This window comes from Arthrobacter sp. NPDC058097 (genome assembly GCF_042884885.1).
Lineage (GTDB): Bacteria > Actinomycetota > Actinomycetes > Actinomycetales > Micrococcaceae > Arthrobacter.
In genome coordinates, this window is record NZ_JBHVSZ010000011.1 from 161,459 (window position 1) to 187,986 (window position 26,528).

The following is a 26,528-nucleotide window of genomic DNA, read 5'->3' on the forward strand; positions in this document are numbered from 1 at the left end:
AACCCGCACCGTCCCGGCCGTCCCCGGCATCGCGACTAAACCCTTCTCCATTCCTGAAAGGCCACACCCATGTCCAACGACAAACGCCTGCGCCTGGCACTTTTCGGCTCGGGCCGGATCGGGCAGGTACACGCCCGCAACATAGCCGCCCACCCGGAAATCGATCTCGTTCTGATCGCAGACCCGTTCATCGACGGGGCACGCCGGCTGGCTGAAAGCACCGGGGCACGCGCCGTACAGGACCCCGAAGAAGTATTCGCCGACACCAGCCTCGACGGCGTGATCATCGGCTCACCCACCAGCACCCACGTGGACCTCATCTCCCGTTCGGTTGCCCACGGCCTCGCTGTCCTCTGTGAAAAGCCCATCGACCTCGACATTGATACCGTCCTTTCCTGCCGTGAGCAGATCAAGAACTCGACCGTCCCGATCATGCTCGGCTTCAACCGCCGCTTCGATCCGTCCTTCGCCGCCGTGCGCACCCGGGTCGAAGCCGGGGAAATCGGCAAACTCGAGCAGCTCACCATCACAAGCCGCGATCCCGAGCCGGCCCCTCGTGACTACATCGCCGGTTCCGGCGGTATCTTCCGCGACATGACGATCCACGACCTGGACATGGCACGCTCCTTCGTCCCGAACATCGTCGAAGTGTCGGCGGTGGCATCAAATGTGTTCAGCAAAGACATCGCCGAGCTCAACGACTTTGACTCCGCAGTGGTAACCCTCCGCGGCGGCGACGGTGAACTCATCACCATCACCAACTCCCGCCACTGCGCCTTCGGCTACGACCAGCGTCTGGAAGCCTTCGGCCCGCAGGGAATGCTCTCCGCCGGCAACGTTGCTCCCACAACGGTGCGCAAGTCCGGTGCGGCAGGGACAGAAGAGTCAGATGCGTACCTGCCGTTCTTCCTCGAACGGTACCCTCAGGCCTACTACGCCGAGCTTGAGGCCTTCGCCCAGTCCATCCGCACCGGGGCGCCCACCTCACCGAACTTCGCAGATGGAGTATCGGCACTCGTCCTGGCCAACGCGGCTGCCGAATCCGCCGTCACCGGCAAGACCGTGAGCGTCGTCGAGTTCTAATCCCTCGCGGCTGGGGTTTCCCTGCAAACCGGGGAAGCCCCAGTCCAACCACTAGTTCCCTTCATTTTTATCGGACCCCGGCCTTCCTTCCGCCACGCCAGCCGGCGCTGGTGCACGGCTGGCACCGAGCGATCGAGGAGACAACATGTCAACCGGAAAATGGGCATGGAATGTCCGTGAAGGCGATCTAGTCGCATGCGCCGACCGGTACGGCCATATCCGCGGAACAGTCGTGGAAGCCGCCCCCGACATCGGCGTCGTATGGATCAGAGACAACATTTACGGCGAACGCCGCATGCTCATGATGCAAGACCTCGTCCCCGACACCCCGCCACCGACACAGGGCGGCTTTGCGGTGCCACTCGCTCAGTTTCGGGTGCCGTAACCCGGCTCTACGCAGCAGTGAACATCGGGGTCCTCCGGCACTTCGCCCCGCTGAGAAGCACAACGAGAAAGAACGAACCCCAGTGAAAGTCTTTAGCTCGCCGGCTGTTAAAAAGGCCCTTGATGAGGTCATCATCATGTTCCGGCAGGAAACAGGAGTCAGCATCGACGCTGTCTTCGAACCCACAGGCCAACTTCTTCGGCGCATCAACGCCGGTGAATCTTTCGATGTGATGATCGCCGTCACAGAATCCTTCGGCCCCCTCACCACTGTCGTCGCCCCACAGACCCTGACCGCTGTAGCTCGTGCCGGCATCGGCGTCGCAGTAAAGCGCGGCACCCCTGAGCCCGACATCTCCACCGCTGAATCATTCGTCCAGACCCTGCGCGCGGCAAGATCGGTTGCCTACTCCGGCGTCGGCGCAAGCGGCGCTTACTTCACGACCCTCCTGGACAAACTCGGCCTATCAGAGGACGTCGGCGCCCGCGCCACCGTCGTCGATAAGGGCTACGTGGCCCAAGCCGTCGTCACAGGCGACGCCGACGTCGCTATCCAACAGCTGAGCGAACTGCTATTCGTTCCGCAGGCCCAGATCGTGGGTCCCTTCCCGGCAGAGCTCCAGCACTACACGGAGTTCTCAGCAGCAGTCAGCGCCCACTCCAGCGACCCGGCCCAAGCGCAAGCCTTCGTCAACTTCCTCACCTCCGCACCGGCCCGGACAGCCTACGTACAAACGAGGCTGGAACTGCCCACGGCCCCCGCTCAGTAACGACAGTCTTCCCCCGGACGGGATGGTCAACCGCATCCTCACCGACGTGGCCGCCCGAACACCGGATCGGCCTCTCCGCCAAAACCGCCCTGCCAGCGCCAGCAGGACCCTTTCCACCATGGACAACGAAATGGATACAACCCCATGAACCAGGCTTTTGTGTACGATGCTGTGCGCACCCCGTTCGGCAAGTTCGGTTCCGGCCTTGCCGCCATCCGCCCGGACGACTTGGCAGCGCACGTGATCGGCCAGTCTGTGAAGCGGGCCCCCGGACTTGATCCGGAGCGGATTGATGAGGTGCTGTTCGGCAACGCGAACGGCGCCGGTGAGGAGAACCGCAACATCGCCCGGATGGGAACGCTGCTGGCGGGACTGCCGGTCTCGATCCCGGGCACCACGGTGAACCGGCTGTGCGGCTCGTCGCTGGATGCTGCGATCATCGCGTCCCGCCAGATTAATACCGGCGATGCGGATCTGGTGCTGGTGGGCGGCGCCGAGTCGATGTCCCGGGCGCCATGGGTGCTGCCCAAGACCGAGAAGCCGTACCCGGCCGGTGACATGACGCTGGCGTCCACCACCCTGGGCTGGCGGCTGGTGAACAAGGCGATGCCGAAGGAGTGGACCATCTCCCTGGGCGAGGCCACGGAACGTTTGCGCGAGAAGTACGGCGTAACGCGGGAGGCGCAGGACGAGTTCGCTGCTGCTTCGCGCAACCTGTCCGCCGCGGCGTGGGACGAGGGGTTCTACGACAACCTCGTGGCCCCGGTGCCTGGCACGGACCTGGTCCGCGACGAGGGCATCCGGGCGGATTCGTCCGCGGAGAAGCTGGCGGGCCTCAAGACCGTGTTCCGGACCGAGAACGGCACGGTCACCGCCGGAAACGCGTCGCCGTTGTCCGACGGCGCCTCCGCGGCCTGGGTGGGGTCAGAGGCTGCGGCCGGGCTGCTGGGCCTGGACCCGCTGGCCCGGATCGCGGGCCGCGGCGCGCACGGCAACGATCCCCAGTACTTCGGCTACGCGCCCGTGGAGGCCGCGAACAAGGCCCTCGCGAAGGCGGGCATCGGCTGGGACCAGGTGGGCGCCGTCGAACTTAACGAAGCGTTCGCCGCGCAGGCCCTGGCCTGCATCAACGCCTGGGGCATCGACCCCGCCATCGTGAACCGGCACGGCGGCGCGATCGCGATGGGCCACCCGCTCGGCGCGTCCGGCACCCGGATCCTGGGCACCCTGGCCCGGTCGCTGCAGGCCTCCGGGCAGCGCTGGGGTGTGGCAGCGATCTGCATCGGGGTCGGCCAGGGCCTGGCCGTCGTCCTCGAAAATGTAACTCCCGGAGTGAAGGGTTAGTCCGATGCTGAATTTCATTGACACGGTCGGCGAGGCCGTCGCGGCCGTCAAGGACGGCTCCACCGTGATGATCGGCGGGTTCGGCAACGCCGGGCAGCCGTTCGAACTGATCGATGCACTGCTCGAGTGCGGCGCCACGGACCTGACCGTGGTGAACAACAACGCCGGCCAGGGCGACCAGGGCCTGGCACTGCTCATCAAGGAAGGCCGGGTCCGGAAGATGATCTGTTCCTTCCCGCGGCAGTCCGACTCCTGGCACTTCGACGCCAAATACAAGGCCGGACAGATCGAACTCGAACTCGTCCCGCAGGGCAACCTGGCCGAACGGATCCGTGCCGCCGGGGCCGGGATCGGCGGGTTCTTCACCCCCACCGGGTACGGCACCATGCTCGCCGAGGGCAAGGAAACCCGCATCATCGACGGCCGCGGCCAGGTCTTCGAAACCCCCATCCACGCCGACGTCGCCCTGATCAAGGCGCTGAAGGCCGATGGCAAGGGCAACCTCGTGTACCGCAAGACGGCCCGGAACTTCGGCCCCATCATGGCCGCTGCTGCGAAGCAGACCATCGTCCAGGTCTCCGAGATCGTCCCCACCGGGTCGCTGGACCCGGAAAACGTGGTCACCCCGGGCATTTACGTCAACACAGTGGTCCGCGTCGCCGCGCCAGGCACTGCAGAAAAGGTGGCTTGAGATGAGCATTGAAACGTCTATCCAGACCAGTGAGAAGCCGCTGGGCCGGGACGACCTCGCCCGGCTGGTGGCCAGGGACATCGCCCCGGGCTCGTTCGTGAACCTGGGCATCGGCCAGCCCACCCTGGTGTCCAACTACCTCACCGAGGAACAGAAGATCACCCTTCACACGGAGAATGGGATGCTCGGCATGGGGCCGGTGGCTGAGGGGGAGCAGATCGACGGTGACCTCATCAACGCCGGTAAAATCCCCGTCACGGAACTGCCCGGGGCCTCGTACTTCCACCACGCGGACTCGTTCGCGATCATGCGGGGCGGGCACCTGGACATCTGCGTCCTCGGCGCGTTCCAGGTCTCCTCCACCGGAGATCTGGCGAACTGGCACACCGGGGCACCCGGGGCGATTCCCGCCGTCGGCGGCGCCATGGACCTGGCCACCGGCGCCAAGGACGTCTTCGTGATGATGACCCTCCTGACCCGGGAGGGTGCGTCGAAGATCGTGGAGTCCTGCACGTACCCGCTCACCGGCGTCGGCTGCGTCACCCGTGTCTACACCGATAAGGCCGTCTTTCTCACCGGACCGGACGGCGTCTCCGTCCGCGAAACCTTCGGCTGCACCCTCGAGGAACTCCAGGAACTGGTGCCGGTCCCACTGAAAGCCGCTGGTGAATAACAGCATCTTCCTGCAGGCGGCCGATACGGCATCATGCCCCTTTACTGCCTGGCTACCGAAGCTTTTCTTGCGCGGTGGCCAGGCGGGGAATAAGCCGGTGCACGCAATTCTTGAACGGCCGGGGTTCTTTCAGTCGCTTCTACTCCCGCGCTTTTATGCAGGAATCTGGCGCACCGAAATAGGCCGAAAGCCTGCGTGCCCCGTCGCAGGCCAAGTCGATAATGCTGGGAGTGGAACCGGGTTGATGAAGGATGGCGTCTCGGAGGCCGCTCACCGATAGGGAGGCCAGGACATGGCCACGGTGATCAAAAATTGGTGCGCCGACGGCGGCCATCCCCATAGTCACTTCGTCATCGCTCAGAGCGAAGCCGGCGTCGCGGATTTCTTTGAGCTTTCCATAGAACTCCGTTCGGGAGCGGGAACCCAAACTAAAGTCTGAGCTCTGACTCATCACCGCCGCATACTCCTCCCAGGACGGTTGAGTGTCGAAAGCCAGTATTGCGCGTGGGGCCGCCCCAACATGCAACGGCAAGGAACTTCCAAGGGCCAGACGGCGGCTGTTCACTCGCCTGCCGTCCATGCGCTCTATGCACACAGCGCGGTTCCCGCTCCTGATGCACAAAAGTACTGTCTCGCCGGTAGCATCATGAATTTCGCGAAGCACGGGCAGCGCAGCCCGACGCAAGTCCAATTGGTTTAGCAGATTCCCAGCCAAAGAAATCATTTTGCTGCCGATGCGATAGGAGCCGCGGTGTCCGAGCTGTTCTATCCAACCGGCCTCAACAAGAGTGCCTAGCATGCGGTAGACCGAGCTGATGTGTTCGCCTGTGAGGCTGGCAAGTCTGGCGGAAGTTGCGACGCGTTCGACAGCCAGCGCATCCATGAGCGCGCTGGCCTTCGCCAAGACCGATTCCTTCGGTTCTGGCGCATCAAACTCATTATTGGTTGGGACCAGTTTGAAATTTGCCATGAGATCGGTGAGAGAATGCGCGGCGTCTGCGAGAACGGTCTTAGCTTCTTCCTGCAGCTGGACTACTTGGTCCACCAAACCTGCTGCTGTCAGTGCGCCGAAGATGCTGCCGTCCGCATTGAATACCGGAAATCCCACGGCTGCGATCCCATCGACAATCTCGTTGGATTCCATCCTCCAGCCCTCACGTTTGGTGTCTGCTACCAGTTGGCGGAGTGTCTCGGCGTCAATGGGCGTCCTTGACGCCAATTTCTCGTAAGGGGCCTGGTCGAGGATCTCTTCAAGTACCTCGGGGGATTGCCATGCCAGGAGGACATGTGATGCAGCACTAGTGTGGAGCGGAAGGATGCGGCCGGACGAAAGCTCGTGGAGATCCACTTCGGCGGAATCAACCTGCTCCAAGCAGACGGCCGTCCCGTTGCGTGGTATCCAGAATGCGGCCGTTAGACCAAGCGAAGACTGGATGCCCTCGAGCAACTTGTTAAGGGCTTCATGATCAAGGAGTGCGTCGGTTGCCGCGTCCGCCAACCGCAAGATCCGCGTGCCTAGTTCGACGAGGCCCCCCGGTGCACGGCGGAGGATCCCTGACTCTTCCAGCGATCCGATGATCCTGTAAACCGAAGGCCGCGGCTCATCAATAGCTTTTGCCAGGTCCGCCGGAGTCGAGGGGCCAAGAGCGGATGCTCTATCCACCAATTGTGTGGCCTTAAGGACCAACTGAATCAGGTTTGCTGTTTGTGTCATATTGCACCTCTCGGCTCGAACTTCCACGCGGTACAGGCGATATGAATCCAGAGAGCCGCAAAGGATGGCATCATTTTGCTCGGCCGCAAGCGAAAAACTGCGGTGGGAACGGGCACTGTTCTATTGGGGACACACGCAGGTTGTCGTAGTCGAACATCCAGTCCACTATATGCGAGGTCAAGCGCGATCGGAGTTCGCTGAAAATACGTACGCCGACGGGTCGAGTTGACGTCAGATCGGCGCGAAATTTGCTTTTCTTGACGGTCGCTCCTGATGTTCTCAGACCCCACCTTGACAGTCGGAGGGGCGGGGAGACCGAGCCGTGGTAGGCCGAGAATCACCGAAGATGGCCCATAAAATCGGACTTGATGGAGGTCGCTCGCGGAGGGGACGCCAGAGTCACCTCCTTCGGCTAGTCAGGTTTCTGAGAACAAGACCAGAGCTCCGCCGGCAGGCGAATCGTCGCTGATCAGGCGCTCTGAGTCAGGTGTACTCGGACACCCGTCGTGAGTGCCGCGCGGATCCTCGTCAGCAGAGGCAATCGGCCAGAATCAGTCATCACTGCGCCGAGGGTCTCACAACCCTTGGAAAACGGTACATAGCTGACTACGGCCCAAGGGATAGGCGAGAGCAGCCGGAACCTGGTCAGAAGCTTGCCAGGGGACACTTTGCACACGGCCGATGGGGAGGGCCAATAACCACCTCTCTACCCGATTTCGGCACGTCTCTGATCAAAATCGGTGGCTGTTTGTTCGTACCTAACCATTTGATACGTTTTCTACGGATTTATCATAGCGCTGCCCGAAGCCTGCCAAGAGGGCTCTCTGGCATCCGCGCCAACGAACGACGAATGACGGTGGTAGCCAGCAGCACGCCGGTCTTTGGCGCTGCATCAGAGTCGCTGTTGAGTCCACTCCTTCCAGTCCATGGCAGAGGCAGACGCCGCCGGGGACTGAAGTCAGAGAGCCTGCAACGCCTGCAGTGCAAGACCGACGCAAACACCAGCAGTGGAACGGACGGCCGGCCCCGCCGGAAAAAACAGGTCCTCCATCGTTGGATCCCGGAACAACCGCCCCTCATTCGATCACGTAACCGCTCGCCCGCGGCAAGTTTCTGTGGCTATCGTGGCGGATGCCGTAACTGCATCTTGGGGGGTGGCCAGGGCAAAGTTTTTTTACGGAAGGAGATGTCTTTTCCCCTGGCCTCGTCGCTGAAGGCCACCGATGCCTGATGTCGAGGACACCACCTCGGACGGCAACTCACCGCCGAGCCGACGGGACGCCACCATTCCGGACCGCCGCCGGTCACCGTCTCCATGGGCAAGCGCGGTTCGCCGGCCAGCTCCGGGCGGTGCAGAGAGCCTGACTACGGGAGCTGCGTCCCAGGCGAAGTAAACCCTTATTGCGCTTGGGCGGTGGTGGGTTCCTAATAAATGGAAGAAGGCCGAACAGCTGTTTGAGCTGGCCGCGAGGCGGCCACGGGTTCCACCCCACCCATGTTAGGAGGACCCTGTGACTGAAGAAATCCGCGCCGGCCCTGACACCCCGGACGCCCTCGTTTTGGTTCACGGCCTGTGGGTCCCTCCACGCAGCTGGGAGAAATGGGTCGAACACTGCAAGGTCCGCGGGTACCGCGTACCTCGCGCCAGCGTACCCGGGCCTTGAGGTCGAGGTCGAAGCGCTCAACGCCGACCCCTCACCGATTGATGCTCTCACTATCCCGGCTGTCGCCGAGCACCTCGAGCGGATCGTGGGCGGGCTGGACAAGGCGCCGATCATCATGGGCCATTCGGCGGGAGACCTCTTTACCCAGATCCTGCTCGATCACGGTTATGGGGCTGCCGGCGTGGCCATAGACTCCGCACCCGCAGAGGGTGTCATGGTAACGCCGGTCTCGCAGATACGGTCGCTGTTGTTGGTTGATGCTGGGGCGCTAGGGCGTCGAGGGCGTGGGCCCGCGATGCTCTGACGCCGGTCCGGCGGCGAATCCCCGGAGCTGGAAACCTGCTGTCAGGAGCAGAATGCCGAACAGGAAGGCGAACGCTGCCAGCAGTCCAAGGAGGCTGAGGATGCCGGCCCCCGGGAGGACGAGGACGTAGAGGCCGAACAATGCGGTCACAATACCGCTGGCCAGCCATGTCCACCAGGATTTCGACATCTTCCTCGCCTCCAGGGAGAGGGCAATCTGGGTCACGCCCAAAACGAGGGCCCACGCGCCGATCACCACTGCCAGGGACACTGCTGTGGCGGCCGGCCACGCGAAGGCGACGATGCCTGCGAGCACGGACACGATCCCTCCGACGAGCGCCCAGGCGGACCGGCGGGGGCGGTCGGAGAAGTAATGGACGATGTTCGCGATTCCATCCATACCGGCATAGAAGCCGAACAGGTAAATCAGGGCCAGGACGGTAGCGCCGGGCCATAGCATGACAGCGATCGCGAAGAGGATGGCGAGGGCGCCCCGGACGAACAGCGCAGTTCCTGCTCCCTCGAAAGGTCTCTGTCCCGCAAAGTCGGACATGATTTCACCTCACGGTGGTATTGCGTTTCCGATGTGAACTGGCCACGCCTGTCAGCGTGGCGGCGGTGGCCGGAGCTTTCTTTGCCGCGTTCGACGGTCCTGGACGCGCTCCGGGCCACCTAAAACTGTGCGCAAAACTTCAGGGGGATGCGGTTCCCATCTCCAGTATCGACCTGAGAACAAGGAAATTACAGGGTCCAGCTTGAGCCCGCGGGGGTCTTAATGAAGGATCTACAGGAACACCCACGGTCGCCTCTCCGGGTCGCGTCCCGACATGCGTGCGAGCCGACGGGGCGGGCTAATGGAACGAAGGCTACTCCGATACGGCCAGCCGGGGACACGGGACAGCCGGCGGTCCAGGCCTCCCCTCCGGGTAGCTATCCGCGCTGCGTGGCCGCCTCCTTGATCAGTGAAGCAACGGCTTGCGGTTGGGAAACGTAGACCGCGTGGCTCGCGGCGATCTCGGTAACGTTTGAACCCGCACGCTGAGACATTGCCTGCTGCGCGGGCGGGGGGATCATCCGGTCATCCGTTGCCACAAGGTACCAGCTGGGCCGGTCCCGCCATGCAGCTTTGGTGATTTCCCCCTGCAGGGCGCCGACGCCCCAAGGGACCTGGGAATCTGCCATGAACGCCGCCTGCCGGGGAGGTACATCCGCCGCGAATGAGTCCGCGAACTTGTCGCGGTCCAGGAAGAGGAATCCGTCCTGCGGTGGCAGGATCGGCGGGACAGGCGCACCGGGTGGCGGGTCGGCGATGAGGGTGTTCACGGATTCACCGTTGTCGGGTGCGAACGCGGCGATGTAGACCAGGGCGGTGACGTTCTCCTGGCTGCCGGCTTCGGTGATGACGGCGCCGCCGTAGGAGTGACCAACCAGCACGACGGGCCCGCCGCACTGTGCGATGGCCCGCCTTGTCACGGCGACGTCGTCTTCGAGGGTTACCGTCGGGTTCTGGACGATACTGACGTTATATCCGTCCGCGGTCAGCAGGTCGTACACGCCCTGCCACCCTGATCCGTCGACGAAACCGCCGTGCACGAGAACAACATTGTTCACTGATTCTTCGGACATCGGGATTCCTCCTGCTCTAAAAAGGGAGTGACACCCGGATGCTAGACCCGGCGCCCCTCGCGCGCCAGACCCAAAATGGCCCTACTTGTCGGCGCCCACCTGCAATCGATCCGTGGGCCTCCGGTCGCGGCCTCCCTGCACGCTGTTGCCGCCGGCCGCAATGCGCGTAAATCCGCCATGGCGCTGCCTCCCGTTATCGTGGCCATCGATCTGGGCCTGCCTGACGGCGATGGCCTGGACGTCGCCAATGACTTCCAATGCATCATTGGATGCCCCAGTGCTGATCATCAGCGCTCATGCCGAAGCCCAGTGAAATGGCCGGCATGGCGGCCGGGCCCGCCGGTTACCTGACCAACCCGTCCGCCCGCGGCAACTCACGGAGCTTGGTCCAGTCAGGGCGCCCGGCGCCATGTGGGCGGCCGCGGCGGTCAGCGGGTTTGGGGCGTTGGCTGGTAGGCGATGAATTTCCAGCTGCCTGCTACTGGTCCAGACAGCGAGGGCTGAGTTGTTCAGAGCTTTGGTGGTTCCGTTGACTGTCAGCTGGGCGTTCATTTCGCCGATGACGAGGGCGGTGTCGCCGGCCAGCACGATATTGTCCACTGGGTGGTCGATGCGGTGGTAACGGAGTGCGCCGCTGCGGAGCTTGTTCAGGTAGACGGCACGGGAGTCACGGTTTCCGGCGGAGTGCCCGTAGACGAGCTCGGCGTGGCAGAGGCTTTCCAGCGTGTCGAAATCCAGGGCAAGTGCCGCGTCGTACCGCTGGTTTTCTAGCTCGAGGATCGCTCGTTGCTCAGGGGTGGGGAAGTGGGTCATGAGTTCCTTTGTCGCGGACGGCGCTGAGGGGAGGCCCGGGCAGGGGCCCTCCCGTCAATGCATGTCGAATGCATAGCGGGTCAGTCCGTGACGGGTGCGCCGTTCAGGGCGGCCGTGAGCAGCCTGCGGATGCCGTCGGACGTAACTTCCCGCGGGTTGGCGTAAGGGTTCCTGGTGGCCAGATCCACGGCCGTTTCGACGTTTTCTTCCGTCAGCCCAAGGTCCCGCAGCGACGCGGGAGCGCCGAGTTCAAGGCTGAGCTCCCGGAGCCGGGTTGCCGGGTCTGCGCATCCGGTGGCGCGCTGGAGGGCTTCAACGGCGCTGGGGGCTGAGGGCGCGTTGTATGCGAGGGCGTAGGGGAGGACGACGGTGTGGGTTTCTGCGTGGGGCAGGTTGAACGTGCCGCCGAGCGTGTGGCATAGCTTGTGGTGCAGTGACATCGTCGTCGCCCCCAAGGTCGCGCCGCAGAGCCAGGCTCCGTACAAGGCCTCGCTCCGGTATTCGATGTTGTCCGGGTCGCGGGTGATGTCGGGCAGGGCTTTGATGAGGGCGCGGATGCCTTCTTCGGCCATTAGGGAGATAATCGGGGATCCGTCGGGTGCATACAGGGCCTCCACGGCGTGGGCGATGGCGTTGAATCCGCTGGTAACGGACATGCCAACGGGCAGGGAAAGCGTCAGCTCGGGGTCATAGATGACACTGGTGGGAAGGACCCGCGGATCTTTGCCGGTCTTCTTCACCCCGTCCGCGGTGAGTCCCCATACCGGTGTCATTTCCGAACCCGCGTAGGTAGTGGGCAGGGCGATGATGGGTGTCCCGTATTCGAGGGCGATCGCCTTTCCGAGGCCGGTGGTGGATCCGCCGCCGACGGCGATGCAGCCGTCTGCGCCCGCATCGGTGGCGAAGCGCTGGGCGTCCTGGGCGGTTTCGATAGGGACATGCATCTCTGCTTTGGCGTAGACCCCGGCGCTGAGGTCACCGAGGGAGTCGGAGATTTCCTGTGCGAGGTCTTCCTGGAATCCGGTAGACAGGACCAGGACCCGCTTCAGTCCGAGTTTGTTCACCTCATCGGCCAGTTTTGACCGGTATCCGGCACCGAAGCTGACGCGCATAGGCAGAGATGCGTAGAAAAAGGGGCTGGTCATGGATCTACTTTCTAGGTTTCGGGGTGCAGGACGATGTCGAAGTGGCCGTGCCGGAAGGGGCTTTGGACTCCGTAGTGTGCAGCTGCTTCGGGGTCCTGGTCCTCGTCGAAGTCCTTCACCAGGGAGCCCTTGACGGCGAAGACGGCATCGGAGTCGATGTAGTCGCTGCCGCCGATGAATATGTGCGTGGTCAGCTCCCGGTAGCCCGGTGCGGTGACGAGGAAATGGATGTGGGCCGGGCGGTAAGGATGGCGTTTGGTTGCCTCGAGTAGTTCACCAACCGGCCCGTCCGTGGGGATGGGGTAGTACATCGGGACGACGGAGCGGAAATGGAAGCGGCCCTCGGCATCTGACCGGAGCAGGGCGCGGCCGTTTCCGACACTCTGGATCCCTGGCTGCTGCACGTCGTAGAAGCCTTTGGTGTCGGCCTGCCAGATGTCGATCGAGGCATTCGGGACGGGGGTCCCTTCGACCGAGACGATCCTGCCGCTGACGATGCACCGGGGCCCGTCGCTTTCCGGTGAAATGTCGTCTCCCAGGTCCCGGGTGGGGGACTCGACCATGTGGAACGGGCCGAGTACCGTCGAGTCCGTCGCGTCCGGGGTTTCTTGTCCGTTGATGGTCTCCAGCAGCATGGAAACGCCCAGAACGTCCGAGAGGAGGATGAACTCTTGCCGGACGTCGGTGCACGTATTGCCGGTCCTGGTGAGGAAATCGATGGCCTGTTCCCATTCCTCGATGGAAGGAGTGATGTCTTGCACGAAGGCGTGCAGGTGTGTGGTCAGGCTTTCCAGGATTTGCTGCAGTCGTCCGTTGGGGGTTTCGGAGAAGCTTTTCAGCACTTCGGAGGTGAGGGTATCGGCGTCCAGGTTGGTTGCCATGATCGTTTGTTCCTGACTAGGTATTTATCGGGAGTTTGATACAGCGGAGTCGGTGTCATAGGCCGCGAGGAAGGCCCGGGTGGCTTCGCCCAACAGGCGGCCCCGCTCGACCACCGGCAGATCGGCGTTGGACAGGACTGGGGCTTCGACGCCCAGCGGTAGACCCGCCGGCAGGGCATCAAGAATGGCCTTCAGCGGGGCTTCGCCCTGGCCGGGGTAACGCCGGTCAGTGCGGGCTTCCTGCCTCAGTGCTGCGGTGTCAGCTGGCCGGGGCCCTGCCAGGTCTGCCAGCTGGCAGTATGCGAATGCTTCCGGGACAACGGCGCCGAGGCTGCCGGGGCCTCCGCCTGATCTGATCAGGTGGAGGACGTCGATAAGGAACTTTGCGTTCGGCCGCTTCGCTCCCAGAACGAGTCGCTGGGCTGCTTCGAGGGTGCCGGTGACGCAGTAGGGAATGAACTCCACCGCCGCTGTCAGGCCGTAGGGCGCTGCGATGTCGCAAAGCTGGATGTAGTTTTCCAGCTGCCTGCCTTCGTTGGGGTCGTTGCCGACGATGAGAAGGTTGGTCGCGCCAAGCCGGGCGGAGACGTCGAAGACTTCCTCGAGGTCACCAGGCACGATGCCAGGGGTGAGCCAGATGGCTTCGGTATCCAGGACTCGGATCCCGGCGTCGTCTTTCTTGCGGATGATGTCTTTGATCAGCTGCTCGTCGCCGACTACGGGGATGATGCTGTCCGTAGGCATGGGAGGGACGATACGCAGTCCGATGGCGTTGAATCCGCCGGCCACTGCCGCGTCGATGAGCTCCAAGGGGTGCGCATCGACGACGGACAGGTGTGCCAGGGACAGGATCCGTGGAGTATCAGACATCGTTTGTCACGGTGGCGGGCTTCTCTGCGACGACGCCGGCGACCTCTTCAACCCGGACGCCCTTGTGCCGGCCTAGGCGGATAAAGAGCAAGCCTGCGATCAGGACGACGCCGGAGAGAAGGATCAGACCTGCGACGCTGGAGCCGAACGTATCGTTGGCCCAGACCTTGACGTTGGGCGAGACGAAGTTGCCCACGTTGGCGATGGTGTTGACCAGGGCGATGCCGGTCACGGCTGCCGCACCGGTCTTGTAGTTGGTCAGCAGAACCCAGAAGATCGGTTGGCAGGCCCAGAGGCCAGCGACGGCAAAGCACAGGGCGATGACAGCGACGACAGGTGATGACCCAGCGGAGATGAACATACCCAGCGCTGCGACGATCAGGCTGATCCCGCCGACTGCCCCATATTTGCGGACCTTGGCGGCGTACTTGGGGACGAAGTACGTGGCGAGGAGGGCACAGGTCCACGGAATGGCGACGATGAATCCGATGATAACCGGGTCAGTGGGGCCCATCATGGCTGCGATCTGACTCGGGAGGAAGAACAGTGCAACGGAAACGCCCATCTGTACCAGGGCGAAGACAAGGCCGAAAAAGAGCACCGTCTTATCCTTCATTGCGGTGAGCATCCCAGTGTGGCCGTTCTGGTTTTTCACGTCTTTTTCAGCCTCGAGGACGGCCGTCAGGGAGTCCTGTTCGTGCGTGGTCAGCCACTTGGCGCTCTTGGGTCCGTTGGCGAGAACGAAGAACGCGAAAACACCGACAATGCTGGCGGCGAGGCCTTCAACGAGGAACATCCACTGGAAACCGTGCAGACCGGCGAAGCCGTCCATGTTCAGCAGGAGCCCGGAGACAGGGCCGCCGAAGATGAAGGCCAGCGGGGCGCCGAAATAGAAGATACCCGTGACGCGGGCACGGTATTCGTCCGGAAACCAATAGGTCAGGAACAGGATGACGCCCGGGAAGAAGCCCGCTTCCGCGGCGCCAAGCAGGATACGCAGCACGTAGAAAAAGGTCTCGTTGGTGGTGAACATAGTCGCTGCGGAGATCAGGCCCCAGGAGACCATGATGCGGCACATCCACGCTCTGGCCCCGACCTTGTGCATAATGACGTTGCTGGGGACCTCCAGGAAGCAGTACGCCACGAAGAATATCGAAGCTCCGAGGGCGTAGGCTCCGGCGGAGATCCCGGCGTGGGCCTGCAGTTCTTTGACCGCGAAGCCAAGGTTGACCCTATCGATGAACGCCATGATGTACATGAGCAGCAGGAACGGTACGAGCCTTGTAGTGGCCTTTTTGACGGCCGATTTCACGGCCAATGTGTCGATAGCTCCGACGGGTGGCATGGATGTCTCCTTTGACATGGTGAAGAGGGCTAAGGCTGGGTCCCGTGTGGGGTCAGCCGAGTGTTGCAGTGGTTTCGGGGCTCCAGTCGCCGGGGCCGAACCCGAAGAATTCGGCCATGGTGGCAAGCTGGAAATCCATCATGTTGAAGCCGGGCTGGACGAAGCAGCCTGTTTCGGAGGCGAGGGTCAGGAGCTTCGTCATGCGTGGGTGCACAACCACGTCAGCGACGATGGTTGAGGGGGACAGTGCTTCGCAGTTGATGGGCAGGGGATCTTCTGGCTTCATGCCGATGGGGCTGGCGTTGACAACCAGGTCAAAGCCGGAGGCGTTGGCTTCCCCAACTCGGGCTTCTACGCCTGTTGCACTGATGCGGTTGGCGAGGTCCTGTGCCCGTTCGGTGAGGACGTCGGCGACGATGACCTCTTTGGCGCCGGCGTCGGCGATGGCGAAGGCGATGGCTGTTCCGACTCCTCCTGAGCCGACGACGAGTGCGCGCTTGCCGGCCAGGTCATGGCCCTTGGACCTGAGCCCGTTGACGAAGCCGACGCCGTCCAAAATGTCGCCTTCCCATTCGCTTCGGTCGTTGAGGCGAATGACGTTCACGGCGCCGACGCGGCTGGCGCGCTCGGTCGGGTGCTCGACAGATGCCAGGGAAGCAGGTTTGTGGGGGATGGTGACGATCAGGCCGTGGGAGTTTTTCAGGGCCCGGCATCCTGCGAGGAAGTCCTGAAGCCGGTCCGGGCTGACCTGGAGCGGGACGCAGACGGCGTCGACGTTGTTCAGCTCAAAGAGCGCGTTCCATACTTCGGGGGCCCGCACCTGGGCGATAGGGTCTCCGATGATGCCGAAGAATTTGGTGGTGCCGGTCAGTGTGCGTGTCATCGGTTCAGGTCCTCGGTGGTGAGCTGGTAGGCCAGGTCGTAGGTGGCTGCCTGGGTCGCCGTGACGCTGGCAAGATTTGCGAGCCTCATTTCGACGTCTTTCAGTGCTTCCTCCACTTCGGCGCGGCCGATGCCTTCGATCATTACGACGGCATCAAAGACGTCCTCTCCGGTATCGGCCCGGAGCTCGGTTTCCTTGGTCTTGATCCGGGTTGTCTCCGTGCGTGCCACACCTAGGTGAATTCCGGAGATTCCGTGCAGCGCCGAAGCCGTTTCCAGCACGGAACGGGACTGCGAAATGAAGTCTGCTTCGTCCGTGAGGTTAAGCCGGATGGTGGCCAGTGCGCCTCCCGTGCCGAGGCCTGTCGTGGAAACGGTCAGGCACGCGGACCGGGCGAAGTTCAGGAAGTTGGGTTGCATCCTGAAAGTCCATTCCGTCGGGTTGTTCAACCGGCGGCGGTATTCCTCTGATGCGAAGGTCTCCAACTCTTCACCCTCGTAGAGCGTGAAGTAGCGGTATTCGGGCAGGTTCCAATCGACGTAGCGGCGACCGGCCAGGAAGCCCGGAGTGCCGACCCGTTCCGGCATGTGCTCCACTGTGTGCCACTGGTTGTATTCGGTCTCGCCTTCGGCCTTGATGTCGTGCCAGACGGCCATAAAGCCTTTGCCTCGGAGAGTCATGATGTAGCTCTTTCTTCTGTCGTCATCGACGGGGCGCTCCCCAACTCACATTGCCTAGAAACGCCCTGATAGTTTCTATCTAGAAACAGTATTGTGGGTCACACGTCAGCAAATCAAGTCCCGTCTTGATTTTTCTTTGACACCAGCGGTGGTTTCACTCATAGTTGTTTACGTATAGAAACTTGTCCACCAATACGAAGGAGTTCAACGGTGGAAGAACAACTGCTGGAAAAGCTGCGCATCAGGGAAGTAATCGAGAACTGGGCGGTGTGGCGGGACGCCGGCGACTGGGATCGGTTCCGCACGGTATGGGCACCCGAAGGCGAAATGATGGCCACCTGGATGCAGGGCACGGCTGAAGACTTCATCAAGGCAAGCATCGACGGTTGGAACAAGGGCGTCAGCATCCTGCATTTCCTGGGGGGCAGTTCCATCGACGTGGCGGACGGCCGGGCCATAGCCCAGACAAAAATGACCATAACCCAGCGGGCGGATGTCGAAGGCGTCAGCTGCGACATCATCTGCACCGGCAGGTTCTACGATTTCATGGAAAAGCGCGAAGACGACTGGAAGGTAGTCCTCCGGCAGCCGATCTACGAAGCCGACCGGCTCCTCACGGTCACCCCCGGCACAGCCCCTAAGCTGGACGCCGACCTGCTCGCAGAGTTCCCGGCCGGATACCGCCACCTGGCATACGCCCAGTCCCGCATCGGCTACCCGGTCAAGAAGGATATGCCCGGACTGACAGGACCGGCCGTGGAGAATCTCTACGACCGGGGCGCCCGCTGGCTCAGAGGCGAATAGCCGTATCTGCCTGTGCCGGCACAGGCGCCGGCACAGGCAGATAAAATTAGCATCAATTCGAAACGCCACTGCGAGGGAGCAGCAGACATGATCACCGAAGATGGCCCGGCCGCGGTCAAATCCGCTGACCGGGTATTGGACCTGTTTGAACTGCTCGCCGACGCCGGTCAGGGACTCACCCACACCGAAATTGCGTCCGCCCTGGGCATCCCCAAGGGCAGCCTCACAAAGCTGCTCAAGACACTTGTGGTCCGCGGCTACCTCAGCTTCGACGAGCTCAACCGCACTCACACCCTCGGACCGTCAGTCCAGGTTCTCTCACACCGCCCGGCGCACATCCGGCAGCTCATCGACACCGCCACCCCGTACCTGCACACGTTGACGCGGGCGATCAATGAATCCAGTGCCCTCAACCGGCTAAGCGGGAACCGCACTGAAGTCATTGCCTCCTCCACGAGCAACCATCGGCTCGTCTCGCATTTGCGGGACGGAGATCTCGCACCGCTTTACGCCGTCTCGGGCGGTAAATCCATCCTCGCCCACATGCCGCCGGAAAAAATCTCGCAGTACCTGGCCTCAACCACCTTTGAGCACGTCACGCCGCAGACACTGTCAAGCGCTGACGCACTCAACGCTGAGCTGAAAACCATCAGGGAAACGGGTATCGCATACTCCCACGAGGAATACACCCCGGGCATTATCGGCATCGGAACGTACCTCGAACTTCCACCGGTCTATCCTCTGTGTTCCCTCAACTTCGCCATCCCCGCTGTGAGGATGACCGACAGTCTGCAAAAGCGGGCGATCAAGGCACTTAAAGACGCCAAGGCGAACATCGAAACTCACATCGGCTCACTGGAACTGTCTGCATAAGCTCCGTCGGTGCCGCACCCCGCGCCGCTGCCTCACTGCAGCTGGCGAACCCTTCACAGCAGCCCGGCGAAGATGCCAACGCAACGATTTGGAACAGCCATGCACGCTGCTCAAAACGAGCACCCTTCCCCGAGACAAGCCACCATTCACAGCATGACAGCCGCCCCGCGCACTCCGTCAGGAGGCTGGGTGGTCACATGCAGCGATTCCAATGTCGGGGCAAGCGAGTAGATGGGCTCAAGGGTGGTCAGGCGCCGGTCGATGATCTCCAGTTCACGAATCGGTAGCGACATCGGGGCGCTACGCTCGCTGGGCCAGAGCCGATGAGCGTTCAGCTGTCGGGAACTGCCGCCACATGCCGCCGGGCGTCCGGGTCTTGAGCTGGTCGACGACGACCCAGTCGAACTCCGGCACCGTCAACATGGTGCGTCGTCTGGGGCCTGAGCCTGCTGTGCCTTTGGCGAAGCGTACCTGGACTGCTCCGAACCGGCCGTAGTTCACTTCTACTCCCGTTGTTTTTTCGCCGATAATGGTGATTTCGTCGTGCTGGAAGGGAGACGGTGGGCCTGGTTTGGGGCAGCTATTAGCGCCGAAACATAAAGTTACTTAGTCGGACTGGTTGCGCAGCGCTGCCCAGGCTTGGAAACCGCCGATAAGGTCCGTCGCACGGGTCAGCCCAAGCCGTTGCAGGGTGTGTGCAGCGAGGCTGGAGCTGTACCCCTCATTGCAGACGACCACGATCCGTCGAGCGGGGTCGTCTGCGATCGGGAGCCGGTGGGGGCTGGAAGGATCGAGCCGCCACTCGAGAACGTTTCGGTCGATGACCACGGCTCCCGGAAGATGACCGTCGCGGTCTCGCTGATCGACCGGCCGTGTATCAACAACGAGGGCGCCAGCTGCCATCTCCTGCTCAAGATCTGAAGCGTGAACACGTTCAAGCCCGACGCGGCTCTCAAGTAGTAATTGGTTGATCGTAAGGGTCCCGGGGGAATCGCTTGGATCTAGACTGCGTTGGCAGGCCACGGCGCCGTCGTCGGAGATGTGACACTGCTTCACCGTTTTCCTCGCTTGCCCGCTGATCGGTCGGCTCTTCCGCCGCGAATGGAACGATCAGCTATTTTGGTCGTCAGCTTCAAGGGTATGTAGGGAGTCAAGTCAACGTCAGCCACGCAATACGTGCCGTGCCCGGTCCTGTTGCTGGTGTTGTGGTCTGGGATATGCTCCTGAAATGGCACCGCGAAGTTTTCTTCAATGGCCGGTAGTCCGGCAGCTGAGCACGGGCGACCTGCTGGGCCGCGGGCCGGCGGTTACCTCGCCGCAGACGAGGGCAATCGCCCCACGGACGGCCACCGCAGACCGCGTAGTGCAGAGCGTGTGCCCCTACTGCGCTGTTGGCTGTGGGCAGCGCGTCTACGTCAAGGATGAAAAGGTCATCCAGATCGAAGGCGATCCCGACTCACCTATCTCGCGCGGCCGCCTGTGCCCCAAGGGCTCTGCCAGCGAGCAGCTGGTCAATTCGCCTGGCCGGCAGACCAAAGTGCTTTACCGTGCGCCGCGCTCCAAGGAGTGGGAACACCTGGATTTGGCCACGGCGCTCGAGATGGTGGCGGACCGGTTCATCGCAACGCGCCGCAGGACGTGGCAGCAGGAGGATGACCAGGGCCGCCTGCTCCGCCGCACCATGGGCATCGCGTCGCTGGGCGGCGCAACTCTGGACAACGAAGAAAATTACCTGATCAAGAAGCTCTTTACGGCTGCAGGGGCGGTGCAGACCGAGAACCAGGCCCGCATATGACACTCCGCCACAGTTCCCAGTTTGGGAGCCTCGTTTGGACGCGGTGGTGCAACGCAATCACTGCAGGACATGGCCAACGCCGACTGCATCATCATCCAGGGTTCCAACATGGCCGAGTGCCATCCCGTTGGTTACCAGTGGGTGGCGGAGGCCAAAGCCCGCGGAGCCAAGGTCATTCACGTGGACCCCAGGTTCACGCGGACCTCGGCGGTGTCGGATAAGCACATTCCCATTCGGGCCGGCTCTGACGTGGTGCTCCTGGGCGCGCTCATCAACTATGTCCTCACCAATGACCTGTGGTTCAAGGAGTACGTCACTGCGTACACCAACGCCGCCACGCTCGTCCACGAGGACTACCGCGACGCCGAGGACTTGGGCGGCCTGTTCTCCGGCTTTGATCCGGAGAAGCGCGCTTACGACACGTCATCGTGGGCCTATGCCGAAAAAGGGGAGGGGGCCATTGATGAGCCGGGGCCCGGTTCGGAACACGGCGCCGATGCCTCGGCCCGGGCCGCCGGCCACGCTTTTGGAAGCGGCGGCCCACCGCTGGAGCACGCGGAAGTGCAGCGCGACGACACCCTCCAGGACCCGCGGACTGTCTTCCAGATCGTGAAGCGGCATTACGCCCGCTACACGGCGGAGATGGTCCAGGACATGTGCGGTATAGACGCCGCGGACTTCGAGTATCTGGCCCGCACCATCACGGAAAACTCCGGTCGCGACCGGACCACCTGTTTCGCCTACGCCGTCGGGTGGACCCAGCACTCCCTTGGAGCGCAGTTCATCCGGGCAGCCGCTATCCTGCAGCTTTTGCTTGGAAACGTCGGACGCCCGGGCGGCGGAATCATGGCCCTGCGTGGCCATGCCAGCATCCAGGGCTCCACGGACATCCCGACCCTCTTCAACCTACTGCCCGGGTACCTGCCGATGCCCAGCGCCGGACGCCACGACAGCCTCGCGGACTACCTGTCAGTCATCGGCTCGAAACAGCAGAAGGGTTTTTGGGCCGACGCCGACGCCTACACCATCAGCCTCCTGAAGGCCTGGTGGGGTAACGCGGCAACTGCCGACAACGACTGGGCTTACGACTACCTTCCGAGGCTGACCGGAGCCCACGGTACATACGAGACAGTGATGGGCATGCTCGAGGATGAAGTGGAGGGTTACTTTCTCCTCGGACAAAATCCGGCGGTGGGTTCCGCCCACGGCCGGATGCAGCGCCTCGCCATGTCCCATCTGAAGTGGCTTGTGGTGCGTGACCTGAACCTCATCGAGTCTGCGACATGGTGGAAAGACGGGCCGGAAATCGAATCCGGGGAACTGCGCACGGAGGACATTGAAACCGAGGTGTTCTTTCTGCCTGCTGCAACCCACGTCGAGAAAGCCGGCTCTTTCACGCAGACCCAGCGGCTGCTGCAGTGGCGGCACCAGGCGGTGGCACCGCCGGGGGAGTGCCAAAGCGAGCTGCAGTTCTTCTTCGAGCTGGGCCAGCGGATCCGCCAGAAGCTGGCCGGGTCGGAAGATGAACGGGACCGTCCGCTGCTCGACCTCACTTGGGATTATCCCACGGACGAGCATGGCGATCCTGACGCCGAGGCCGTGCTTGCGGAAATCAACGGGCGCCACCTCGCTGGCCCGGATGCCGGCAAGTCACTCTCGGCATACACCGAACTCCGTGCCGACGGGTCCACGGCGGCGGGCTGTTGGATCTACACCGGCGTGTACGCTGACGGTTTCAACCATGCGGCCAGTCGTAAGCCGGGCCAGGAACAGGGGCCTGCGGCTCCGGAGTGGGGCTGGGCATGGCCAGCCAACCGCCGGATCCTCTACAACCGGGCGTCGGCCGATCCGGCCGGCAAGCCGTGGAGCGAGCGGAAGAAATACATCTGGTGGGATGAGGAACAGGGTAAGTGGGTTGGAGACGACGTGCCGGACTTCCCGGTTGACCGGGCACCGGGCAGCAAGCCCGATCCCTCTGTCGGTGGTCCAGCCGCACTCAGCGGAGATGATCCCTTCATCATGCAGGCCGACGGCAAGGGCTGGTTGTTCGCGCCGAAGGGCCTCATGGACGGCCCCCTTCCCACCCATTACGAAGCCCAGGAATCCCCGGTGGCGAACGCACTTTACCCGCAGCAGCAGAGTCCTGCGCGGCTGGTGTTCCCCCGCGCGGATAACCTCAGCGCGCCAAGCGCTGGAACCAGTGGGGCAGACGTCTACCCTTACGTCTTCACCACCTATCGGCTCACCGAGCACCATACGGCGGGCGGGATGAGCCGCTGGCTTCCTTACCTTTCGGAGCTGCAGCCGGAGATGTTCTGCGAGGTCTCCCCTGAACTGGCCGCCGAGCGAGGCTTGGAGCCCTACGGGTGGGCCACGATTATTTCGCCCCGCTCCGCCATCGAGGCCAAGGTGCTTGTCACAGACCGGATGAGGCCCCTGGCTGTTGGCGGTCACACCGTGCACCAAATCGGACTGCCCTACCACTGGGGCGTGGGCAGCAATGCCGTGGTCAGCGGTGACGCCGCTAACGACCTGTTGGGTGTGACCCTGGACCCAAACGTCCAGATCCAGGAGTCCAAGGCGGCTTCATGCGACATCCGACCGGGCCGCCGGCCCCGCGGGGGGGAGCTGCTTGCCTTGGTTGCCGAGTACCAGGAACGGGCCGGAGTGACCATCGAGACCAGTAACCGTGCCGTTACCGACCCGGCGGCGGAAGGCATCAAACCCGCTCCGGATCACGACGGCCGGGCCGACGGCGGGCCGCTCCGATGAACGTAATCGCCCCTGCCCTGGCCGAAGCACACAATGCCCCGCCCGGACAACGCCTGCCTCCGGGCAGAGTTCCGGGCAACAACCAAACGTTGGAGGACTAGATGGGCCAGCTGTCCGGACCGACCGACCCCACCGCCGATGCCCACTGGGACCACAACCATCCGCGCAAGGGGTTCTTCACCGACACATCGATCTGCATCGGCTGCAAGGCCTGCGAAGTCGCCTGCAAGGAATGGAACCACAACCCGCAAGACGGAAACCTCGAGTTGCTGGGGTCTTCCTATGACAACACCGGATCGCTGGGCGCCAGCACCTGGCGGCATGTGGCGTTCATTGAGCAAGGCCAGGAACGCATTGCCGAGGCTCGGGAATCTGGTCGGGCCCTGGTCAATTTGGGCATGCCCCGCCTTGGTCCTCCCGCCCAGGCGGGGTCCGTGGCGACGGACCTGGCAGGGGCGGATACGACGCCCCCGGACACGGCGGATTTCCGGTGGCTGATGTCCTCGGATGTCTGCAAGCACTGCACCCACGCGGGATGCCTCGACGTCTGCCCCACAGGGGCCCTTTTCCGCACCGAATTTGGCACCGTTGTGGTCCAGGACGATGTCTGTAACGGCTGCGGAACCTGCGTGGCCGGGTGCCCTTTCGGCGTGATCGAACGCCGCAGTAACGGCACTGTCAAGGTCGCCACCAGCAGGGAGGACCAGCACGCCGACCATCCCACCGTGCCGAACGAGGGCATCGCCCAGAAGTGCACGCTGTGCTACGACCGGCTGGTGGCCGACGAGACGCCGGCGTGCGCCAAGGCATGCCCGACGACGTCCATCAAGTTCGGTGACCACGAGGACATGGTGGACACGGCCCGGGAGCGCGTCGCCACCCTGCATGCGCAGGGCTTGACCGAAGCGAGGCTTTACGGCGCGAATGAGAACGACGGCGTCGGCGGAACCGGATCGGTCTTCCTGCTGCTTGATGAGCCCGAGGTGTACGGGCTCCCGCCGGACCCCCGCGTCCCCACAGCCGACCTGCCGCAGATGTACCGGCGGGCAGGCTTGGCAGTGGCGGGCATGGCCGCAGCCGTAGCATTGGCCTTCCTGGGAGGACGGGCGTGACCCTTTCGGACTTCGACAGCTTCCGGCCGGCGGAGCCTGCCCGGCGTCGCCAGCAGGACGGCAAACGTAGTACGCGCCGCCGCAGGGACAACGGCGACGGTTCCCGCGAAATGCCCATGGTCCCGGAGCCGGAATTCACCTCTTACTACGGCCGTCCCGTTGTAAAGCCCGCACCCTGGGGCGATGACGTTGCCATCTACCTGTTCCTTGGTGGCGTGGCAGCCGGCTCGGCGCTGCTTGGCCTCGGCGGGCAAATGACCGGACGGCCGACACTTCGCCGGAATGCCCGGCTGGGTGCCTTGACCGCCGTCAGCGCCGGCGCCGTCGCTTTGGTGAAGGATCTGGGCAGGCCGGACCGTTTCCTGCATATGCTGCGGACCTTCAAGGTGACCTCGCCAATGAGCGTGGGCTCCTGGATCCTTAGCGCCTTCAGCGCCGGTGCGGGCGTCACGGCAGTGGCGGAACTCGATCGGATGAGCGGAAACCGGCTGCCGCTGGGACCTTTGCGCAAGGTGCTGCAGGCTGTCGAAGGACCGGCAGGCGTTGAGGCTGCGTTATTTGCCGGACCACTGGCGGCATACACTGCGGTGCTGCTTGGCGACACCGCCACACCTACATGGAACGCCGCGCACGAGGAACTGCCCTTTGTCTTTGTGAGTTCCGCGTGCCTGGCTTCTGCCGGGCTCGCCATGGTCACCACACCGGTGCGCGAGGCCGGTCCTGCACGGAACCTGGCCGTGCTCGGCGTCGTGGGCGACGTGCTGGCCATGAAGGTCATGGAGCGCCGAATGGACCCGGTGGCAGCCGAGCCCCTGCATCAGGGTAAGGCAGGCACCATGCTGAAATGGAGCGAGCGGCTGGCAGTGGCCGGCGGTTTGGGTGCACTTCTGGGCGGCCGCAACCGCGTCGCAGCTGCGGCTTCAGGGGTGGTTTTGCTGGCTGCTTCGGCACTGACCCGGTTCGGCGTGTTCGAGGCGGGACTGGCCTCCGCCAAGGATCCGCGGTACACCATCGAGCCGCAGAAGAACCGGCTCGCGGCACGCCGCGCAGCGGGCGTGACCGGCGACGCGATCACCACCGGCAGCTGACTGACCTGTCAGGCGTCAGCGGATCGCGATGCCGCGGCCGGCAGTGGTGTGTCCGATTACGGGGTGCCCGGGCAGTTCGCCGACCACCAGCAGCCCGCCGGAGGTCTGGGCATCGGCCAGCAGCAGCAGGTCGTCTTCGGTGATGCCTGGTGCGGCATCGAGGTGCGGACGCACCCAGTCGAGGTTGCGCCGTGTCCCGCCGGAGACAAAGCCGTCACGGAGAGCCTCGCGGGCTCCGTCAATCAGCGGTACAGCCTTCAGATCGATCACTGCGCCTACTTCCGATGCCCGGACCATCTTGTAAAGATGGCCAAGCAGGCCAAAACCCGTGACGTCAGTCGCTGCCCGGACCCCGGCGGCCACCGCCGCTTCGGACGCGTCCCGATTGAGGCTCGCCATCGTCTCTATCGCCTCGGCGAACACCTCACCGGTCTTTTTGTGCCGGTTGTTCAAAAGGCCGACGCCGATCGGCTTGGTAAGCGTGATGGGCAACCCCGGCTGGGCGGCGTCGTTGCGCAGCAACCGGTCGGGGTGCGCGACGCCGGTGACTGCCATGCCGTACTTAGGCTCCGGATCGTCAATGGAGTGCCCGCCGAGCACCGGGCAACCGGCCTCCGACGCCACACTCAGTCCGCCGCGGAGGACCTGCGTCATCAGCTCCATCGGCAGGACGCCACGTGGCCAGCCGACCAGGTTGATGGCCGTGACCGGCCTGCCGCCCATTGCGTAAATGTCCGAAAGCGCATTGGCGGCAGCGATCCGCCCCCAGTCAAAGGCATCGTTGACAACGGGAGTGAAGAAATCGGCGGTGGTAAGAACCGCAAGGTCGCCGCGCACCAGGACGGCGGCCGCGTCGTCGCCACTGTCCAGGCCAACCAGCACCCCTGCATCCGGCGGGCCGATGAGGCCACGGACAGCATCTTCGAGTTCGCCCGGTGGAATTTTGCAGGCACAGCCTCCACCGTGGGCATAGTCGGTGAGCCGGGGCGCGCCGACGGCGCCCCCATCAAGTTGCTGGACTGACGTCTGGGCCTCATTCACCCGCCCAGCGTACCCCCGTCAAGCGACCTGCTATATTGATGCGCGGTGGCGTCCGGGTCCTGGTGGGCCCCCCGGTCTTCAAAACCGGTGAGGCTGAGCATCTCGGCCTGGCGGGTTCGATTCCCGTCCGCCACCGCCAATTTTCGGCAGTGAGTGCCGCGATCTGAGGAGGGC

Annotated in this window: 27 protein-coding genes and 1 tRNA gene; 12 read left to right on the forward strand and 16 right to left on the reverse strand. The window is 63.4% G+C overall.

Annotated elements, in window-relative coordinates:
- Positions 1–69: 69 nt before the first annotated feature.
- The 6 genes from iolG to ACFVTE_RS18915 all read left to right on the forward strand — a co-directional run bounded on the left by iolG (position 70) and on the right by ACFVTE_RS18915 (position 4,945).
- The gene (gene iolG, locus ACFVTE_RS18890) at positions 70–1,083 is read left to right on the forward strand and encodes an inositol 2-dehydrogenase (RefSeq protein WP_387102979.1); all 1,014 of its coding nucleotides are present in this window, start codon (positions 70–72) and stop codon (positions 1,081–1,083) included.
- Between the two features lie 145 nt (positions 1,084–1,228).
- Complete coding sequence (locus tag ACFVTE_RS18895) at positions 1,229–1,468, forward strand: hypothetical protein (protein ID WP_387102981.1); 240 nt, start codon at positions 1,229–1,231, stop codon at positions 1,466–1,468.
- Between the two features lie 82 nt (positions 1,469–1,550).
- On the forward strand, positions 1,551–2,237 hold the full coding sequence (locus ACFVTE_RS18900; RefSeq protein WP_387102983.1) for a molybdate ABC transporter substrate-binding protein: 687 nt from the start codon (positions 1,551–1,553) through the stop codon (positions 2,235–2,237).
- Positions 2,238–2,381: 144 nt separating this feature from the next.
- Entirely contained in the window at positions 2,382–3,581 is a 1,200-nt protein-coding gene (locus ACFVTE_RS18905) for a thiolase family protein (protein WP_387102985.1), read from the forward strand.
- 4 nt (positions 3,582–3,585) lie between these two features.
- On the forward strand, positions 3,586–4,272 hold the full coding sequence (locus tag ACFVTE_RS18910) for a 3-oxoacid CoA-transferase subunit A (RefSeq protein ID WP_387102986.1): 687 nt from the start codon (positions 3,586–3,588) through the stop codon (positions 4,270–4,272).
- 1 nt (position 4,273) lies between these two features.
- Positions 4,274–4,945 carry a 3-oxoacid CoA-transferase subunit B gene (locus ACFVTE_RS18915; RefSeq protein ID WP_387102988.1) on the forward strand — a complete coding sequence of 224 codons (672 nt, stop codon included), beginning with the start codon at positions 4,274–4,276 and terminating at the stop codon, positions 4,943–4,945.
- A gap of 139 nt (positions 4,946–5,084) precedes the next feature.
- Here ACFVTE_RS18915 and ACFVTE_RS18920 read toward each other — a convergent pair whose 3' ends face one another.
- The 12 genes from ACFVTE_RS18920 to ACFVTE_RS18975 all read right to left on the reverse strand — a co-directional run bounded on the left by ACFVTE_RS18920 (position 5,085) and on the right by ACFVTE_RS18975 (position 16,869).
- The gene (locus ACFVTE_RS18920) at positions 5,085–6,659 is read right to left on the reverse strand and encodes an IclR family transcriptional regulator (protein ID WP_387102990.1); all 1,575 of its coding nucleotides are present in this window, start codon (positions 6,657–6,659) and stop codon (positions 5,085–5,087) included.
- 1,695 nt (positions 6,660–8,354) lie between these two features.
- Positions 8,355–8,486: a hypothetical protein gene (locus ACFVTE_RS18925; RefSeq protein ID WP_387102991.1), complete on the reverse strand. Its 132-nt coding sequence runs from the start codon at positions 8,484–8,486 to the stop codon at positions 8,355–8,357.
- A 105-nt stretch (positions 8,487–8,591) separates the two neighbouring features.
- The gene (locus tag ACFVTE_RS18930; protein ID WP_387102993.1) at positions 8,592–9,179 is read right to left on the reverse strand and encodes an HdeD family acid-resistance protein; all 588 of its coding nucleotides are present in this window, start codon (positions 9,177–9,179) and stop codon (positions 8,592–8,594) included.
- Between the two features lie 377 nt (positions 9,180–9,556).
- A complete protein-coding gene (locus ACFVTE_RS18935) occupies positions 9,557–10,252 on the reverse strand; it encodes an alpha/beta hydrolase (protein WP_387102995.1) in 696 nt (231 codons plus the stop codon).
- Between the two features lie 81 nt (positions 10,253–10,333).
- Complete coding sequence (locus tag ACFVTE_RS18940) at positions 10,334–10,540, reverse strand: hypothetical protein (RefSeq protein ID WP_387102996.1); 207 nt, start codon at positions 10,538–10,540, stop codon at positions 10,334–10,336.
- Between the two features lie 6 nt (positions 10,541–10,546).
- Positions 10,547–11,065, reverse strand: a complete 519-nt coding sequence (locus ACFVTE_RS18945) for a nuclear transport factor 2 family protein (RefSeq protein WP_387102998.1) — start codon at positions 11,063–11,065, stop codon at positions 10,547–10,549.
- Between the two features lie 80 nt (positions 11,066–11,145).
- Positions 11,146–12,210 (reverse strand): maleylacetate reductase, encoded by a 1,065-nt coding sequence (locus ACFVTE_RS18950; protein WP_387103000.1) that lies wholly within the window; start codon positions 12,208–12,210, stop codon positions 11,146–11,148.
- Between the two features lie 11 nt (positions 12,211–12,221).
- Complete coding sequence (locus tag ACFVTE_RS18955; protein ID WP_387103002.1) at positions 12,222–13,091, reverse strand: dioxygenase; 870 nt, start codon at positions 13,089–13,091, stop codon at positions 12,222–12,224.
- 24 nt (positions 13,092–13,115) lie between these two features.
- A complete protein-coding gene (locus ACFVTE_RS18960; RefSeq protein ID WP_387103004.1) occupies positions 13,116–13,961 on the reverse strand; it encodes a sugar phosphate isomerase/epimerase family protein in 846 nt (281 codons plus the stop codon).
- Positions 13,954–15,306, reverse strand: a complete 1,353-nt coding sequence (locus tag ACFVTE_RS18965; RefSeq protein ID WP_387103006.1) for an MFS transporter — start codon at positions 15,304–15,306, stop codon at positions 13,954–13,956. Before ACFVTE_RS18965 ends, ACFVTE_RS18960 begins: the two co-directional genes overlap by 8 nt.
- Positions 15,307–15,358: 52 nt before the next feature.
- The gene (locus ACFVTE_RS18970) at positions 15,359–16,189 is read right to left on the reverse strand and encodes a shikimate dehydrogenase family protein (RefSeq protein WP_387103007.1); all 831 of its coding nucleotides are present in this window, start codon (positions 16,187–16,189) and stop codon (positions 15,359–15,361) included.
- The gene (locus ACFVTE_RS18975) at positions 16,186–16,869 is read right to left on the reverse strand and encodes a hypothetical protein (protein ID WP_387103009.1); all 684 of its coding nucleotides are present in this window, start codon (positions 16,867–16,869) and stop codon (positions 16,186–16,188) included. The genes ACFVTE_RS18970 and ACFVTE_RS18975 overlap by 4 nt, the downstream gene beginning before the upstream one ends.
- Positions 16,870–17,079: 210 nt before the next feature.
- Here ACFVTE_RS18975 and ACFVTE_RS18980 point away from each other — a divergent pair, with 210 nt between their 5' ends.
- Positions 17,080–17,673 (forward strand): nuclear transport factor 2 family protein, encoded by a 594-nt coding sequence (locus ACFVTE_RS18980; RefSeq protein ID WP_387103010.1) that lies wholly within the window; start codon positions 17,080–17,082, stop codon positions 17,671–17,673.
- An 87-nt stretch (positions 17,674–17,760) separates the two neighbouring features.
- Complete coding sequence (locus ACFVTE_RS18985) at positions 17,761–18,546, forward strand: IclR family transcriptional regulator (protein ID WP_387103012.1); 786 nt, start codon at positions 17,761–17,763, stop codon at positions 18,544–18,546.
- A 146-nt stretch (positions 18,547–18,692) separates the two neighbouring features.
- Here the strand turns inward: ACFVTE_RS18985 and ACFVTE_RS18990 are convergent, their stop codons facing one another.
- The 3 genes from ACFVTE_RS18990 to ACFVTE_RS19000 all read right to left on the reverse strand — a co-directional run bounded on the left by ACFVTE_RS18990 (position 18,693) and on the right by ACFVTE_RS19000 (position 19,602).
- On the reverse strand, positions 18,693–18,839 hold the full coding sequence (locus tag ACFVTE_RS18990; protein WP_387103014.1) for a hypothetical protein: 147 nt from the start codon (positions 18,837–18,839) through the stop codon (positions 18,693–18,695).
- A gap of 7 nt (positions 18,840–18,846) precedes the next feature.
- On the reverse strand, positions 18,847–18,969 hold the full coding sequence (locus ACFVTE_RS18995; RefSeq protein WP_387103015.1) for a hypothetical protein: 123 nt from the start codon (positions 18,967–18,969) through the stop codon (positions 18,847–18,849).
- 183 nt (positions 18,970–19,152) lie between these two features.
- Positions 19,153–19,602 (reverse strand): rhodanese-like domain-containing protein, encoded by a 450-nt coding sequence (locus ACFVTE_RS19000; RefSeq protein ID WP_387103017.1) that lies wholly within the window; start codon positions 19,600–19,602, stop codon positions 19,153–19,155.
- Positions 19,603–19,774: 172 nt separating this feature from the next.
- Between ACFVTE_RS19000 and fdh the strand changes: the two genes are divergently transcribed.
- The 3 genes from fdh (at position 19,775) to nrfD (ending at position 25,313) form a co-directional block, all read left to right on the forward strand.
- Positions 19,775–23,113 carry a formate dehydrogenase gene (gene fdh / locus ACFVTE_RS19005; RefSeq protein ID WP_387103019.1) on the forward strand — a complete coding sequence of 1,113 codons (3,339 nt, stop codon included), beginning with the start codon at positions 19,775–19,777 and terminating at the stop codon, positions 23,111–23,113.
- Between the two features lie 101 nt (positions 23,114–23,214).
- A complete protein-coding gene (locus tag ACFVTE_RS19010) occupies positions 23,215–24,225 on the forward strand; it encodes a 4Fe-4S dicluster domain-containing protein (protein ID WP_387103020.1) in 1,011 nt (336 codons plus the stop codon).
- Positions 24,222–25,313: an NrfD/PsrC family molybdoenzyme membrane anchor subunit gene (gene nrfD / locus ACFVTE_RS19015; RefSeq protein WP_387103022.1), complete on the forward strand. Its 1,092-nt coding sequence runs from the start codon at positions 24,222–24,224 to the stop codon at positions 25,311–25,313. The genes ACFVTE_RS19010 and nrfD overlap by 4 nt, the downstream gene beginning before the upstream one ends.
- Positions 25,314–25,328: 15 nt before the next feature.
- On the opposite strand, the gene selD is transcribed toward nrfD, so the two are convergent.
- The gene (gene selD, locus ACFVTE_RS19020) at positions 25,329–26,354 is read right to left on the reverse strand and encodes a selenide, water dikinase SelD (protein ID WP_387103024.1); all 1,026 of its coding nucleotides are present in this window, start codon (positions 26,352–26,354) and stop codon (positions 25,329–25,331) included.
- Between the two features lie 44 nt (positions 26,355–26,398).
- On the opposite strand from selD, the gene ACFVTE_RS19025 reads away from it, so the two are divergent.
- Positions 26,399–26,493: transfer RNA gene (locus tag ACFVTE_RS19025), tRNA-Sec, on the forward strand.
- Positions 26,494–26,528 lie beyond the last annotated feature (35 nt).

What these genes read in the sequence shown, in the direction of transcription:
- ACFVTE_RS18995 (WP_387103015.1), bottom strand. Translation starts at nt 18,969, where the DNA reads ATGTTGACGGTGCCGGAGTTCGACTGGGTCGTCGTCGACCAGCTCAAG.
- ACFVTE_RS18940 (WP_387102996.1), bottom strand. Translation starts at nt 10,540, where the DNA reads ATGATCAGCACTGGGGCATCCAATGATGCATTGGAAGTCATTGGCGAC.
- ACFVTE_RS19010 (WP_387103020.1), top strand. Translation starts at nt 23,215, where the DNA reads ATGGGCCAGCTGTCCGGACCGACCGACCCCACCGCCGATGCCCACTGG.
- ACFVTE_RS18985 (WP_387103012.1), top strand. Translation starts at nt 17,761, where the DNA reads ATGATCACCGAAGATGGCCCGGCCGCGGTCAAATCCGCTGACCGGGTA.
- iolG (WP_387102979.1), top strand. Translation starts at nt 70, where the DNA reads ATGTCCAACGACAAACGCCTGCGCCTGGCACTTTTCGGCTCGGGCCGG.
- ACFVTE_RS18950 (WP_387103000.1), bottom strand. Translation starts at nt 12,210, where the DNA reads ATGACCAGCCCCTTTTTCTACGCATCTCTGCCTATGCGCGTCAGCTTC.
- ACFVTE_RS18955 (WP_387103002.1), bottom strand. Translation starts at nt 13,091, where the DNA reads ATGGCAACCAACCTGGACGCCGATACCCTCACCTCCGAAGTGCTGAAA.
- ACFVTE_RS18965 (WP_387103006.1), bottom strand. Translation starts at nt 15,306, where the DNA reads ATGCCACCCGTCGGAGCTATCGACACATTGGCCGTGAAATCGGCCGTC.
- ACFVTE_RS18945 (WP_387102998.1), bottom strand. Translation starts at nt 11,065, where the DNA reads ATGACCCACTTCCCCACCCCTGAGCAACGAGCGATCCTCGAGCTAGAA.
- ACFVTE_RS18895 (WP_387102981.1), top strand. Translation starts at nt 1,229, where the DNA reads ATGTCAACCGGAAAATGGGCATGGAATGTCCGTGAAGGCGATCTAGTC.
- ACFVTE_RS18910 (WP_387102986.1), top strand. Translation starts at nt 3,586, where the DNA reads ATGCTGAATTTCATTGACACGGTCGGCGAGGCCGTCGCGGCCGTCAAG.
- ACFVTE_RS18920 (WP_387102990.1), bottom strand. Translation starts at nt 6,659, where the DNA reads ATGACACAAACAGCAAACCTGATTCAGTTGGTCCTTAAGGCCACACAA.
- ACFVTE_RS18960 (WP_387103004.1), bottom strand. Translation starts at nt 13,961, where the DNA reads ATGTCTGATACTCCACGGATCCTGTCCCTGGCACACCTGTCCGTCGTC.
- ACFVTE_RS18990 (WP_387103014.1), bottom strand. Translation starts at nt 18,839, where the DNA reads ATGTCGCTACCGATTCGTGAACTGGAGATCATCGACCGGCGCCTGACC.
- ACFVTE_RS18915 (WP_387102988.1), top strand. Translation starts at nt 4,274, where the DNA reads ATGAGCATTGAAACGTCTATCCAGACCAGTGAGAAGCCGCTGGGCCGG.
- ACFVTE_RS18905 (WP_387102985.1), top strand. Translation starts at nt 2,382, where the DNA reads ATGAACCAGGCTTTTGTGTACGATGCTGTGCGCACCCCGTTCGGCAAG.
- ACFVTE_RS18935 (WP_387102995.1), bottom strand. Translation starts at nt 10,252, where the DNA reads ATGTCCGAAGAATCAGTGAACAATGTTGTTCTCGTGCACGGCGGTTTC.
- ACFVTE_RS18930 (WP_387102993.1), bottom strand. Translation starts at nt 9,179, where the DNA reads ATGTCCGACTTTGCGGGACAGAGACCTTTCGAGGGAGCAGGAACTGCG.
- ACFVTE_RS18970 (WP_387103007.1), bottom strand. Translation starts at nt 16,189, where the DNA reads ATGACACGCACACTGACCGGCACCACCAAATTCTTCGGCATCATCGGA.
- ACFVTE_RS18975 (WP_387103009.1), bottom strand. Translation starts at nt 16,869, where the DNA reads ATGACTCTCCGAGGCAAAGGCTTTATGGCCGTCTGGCACGACATCAAG.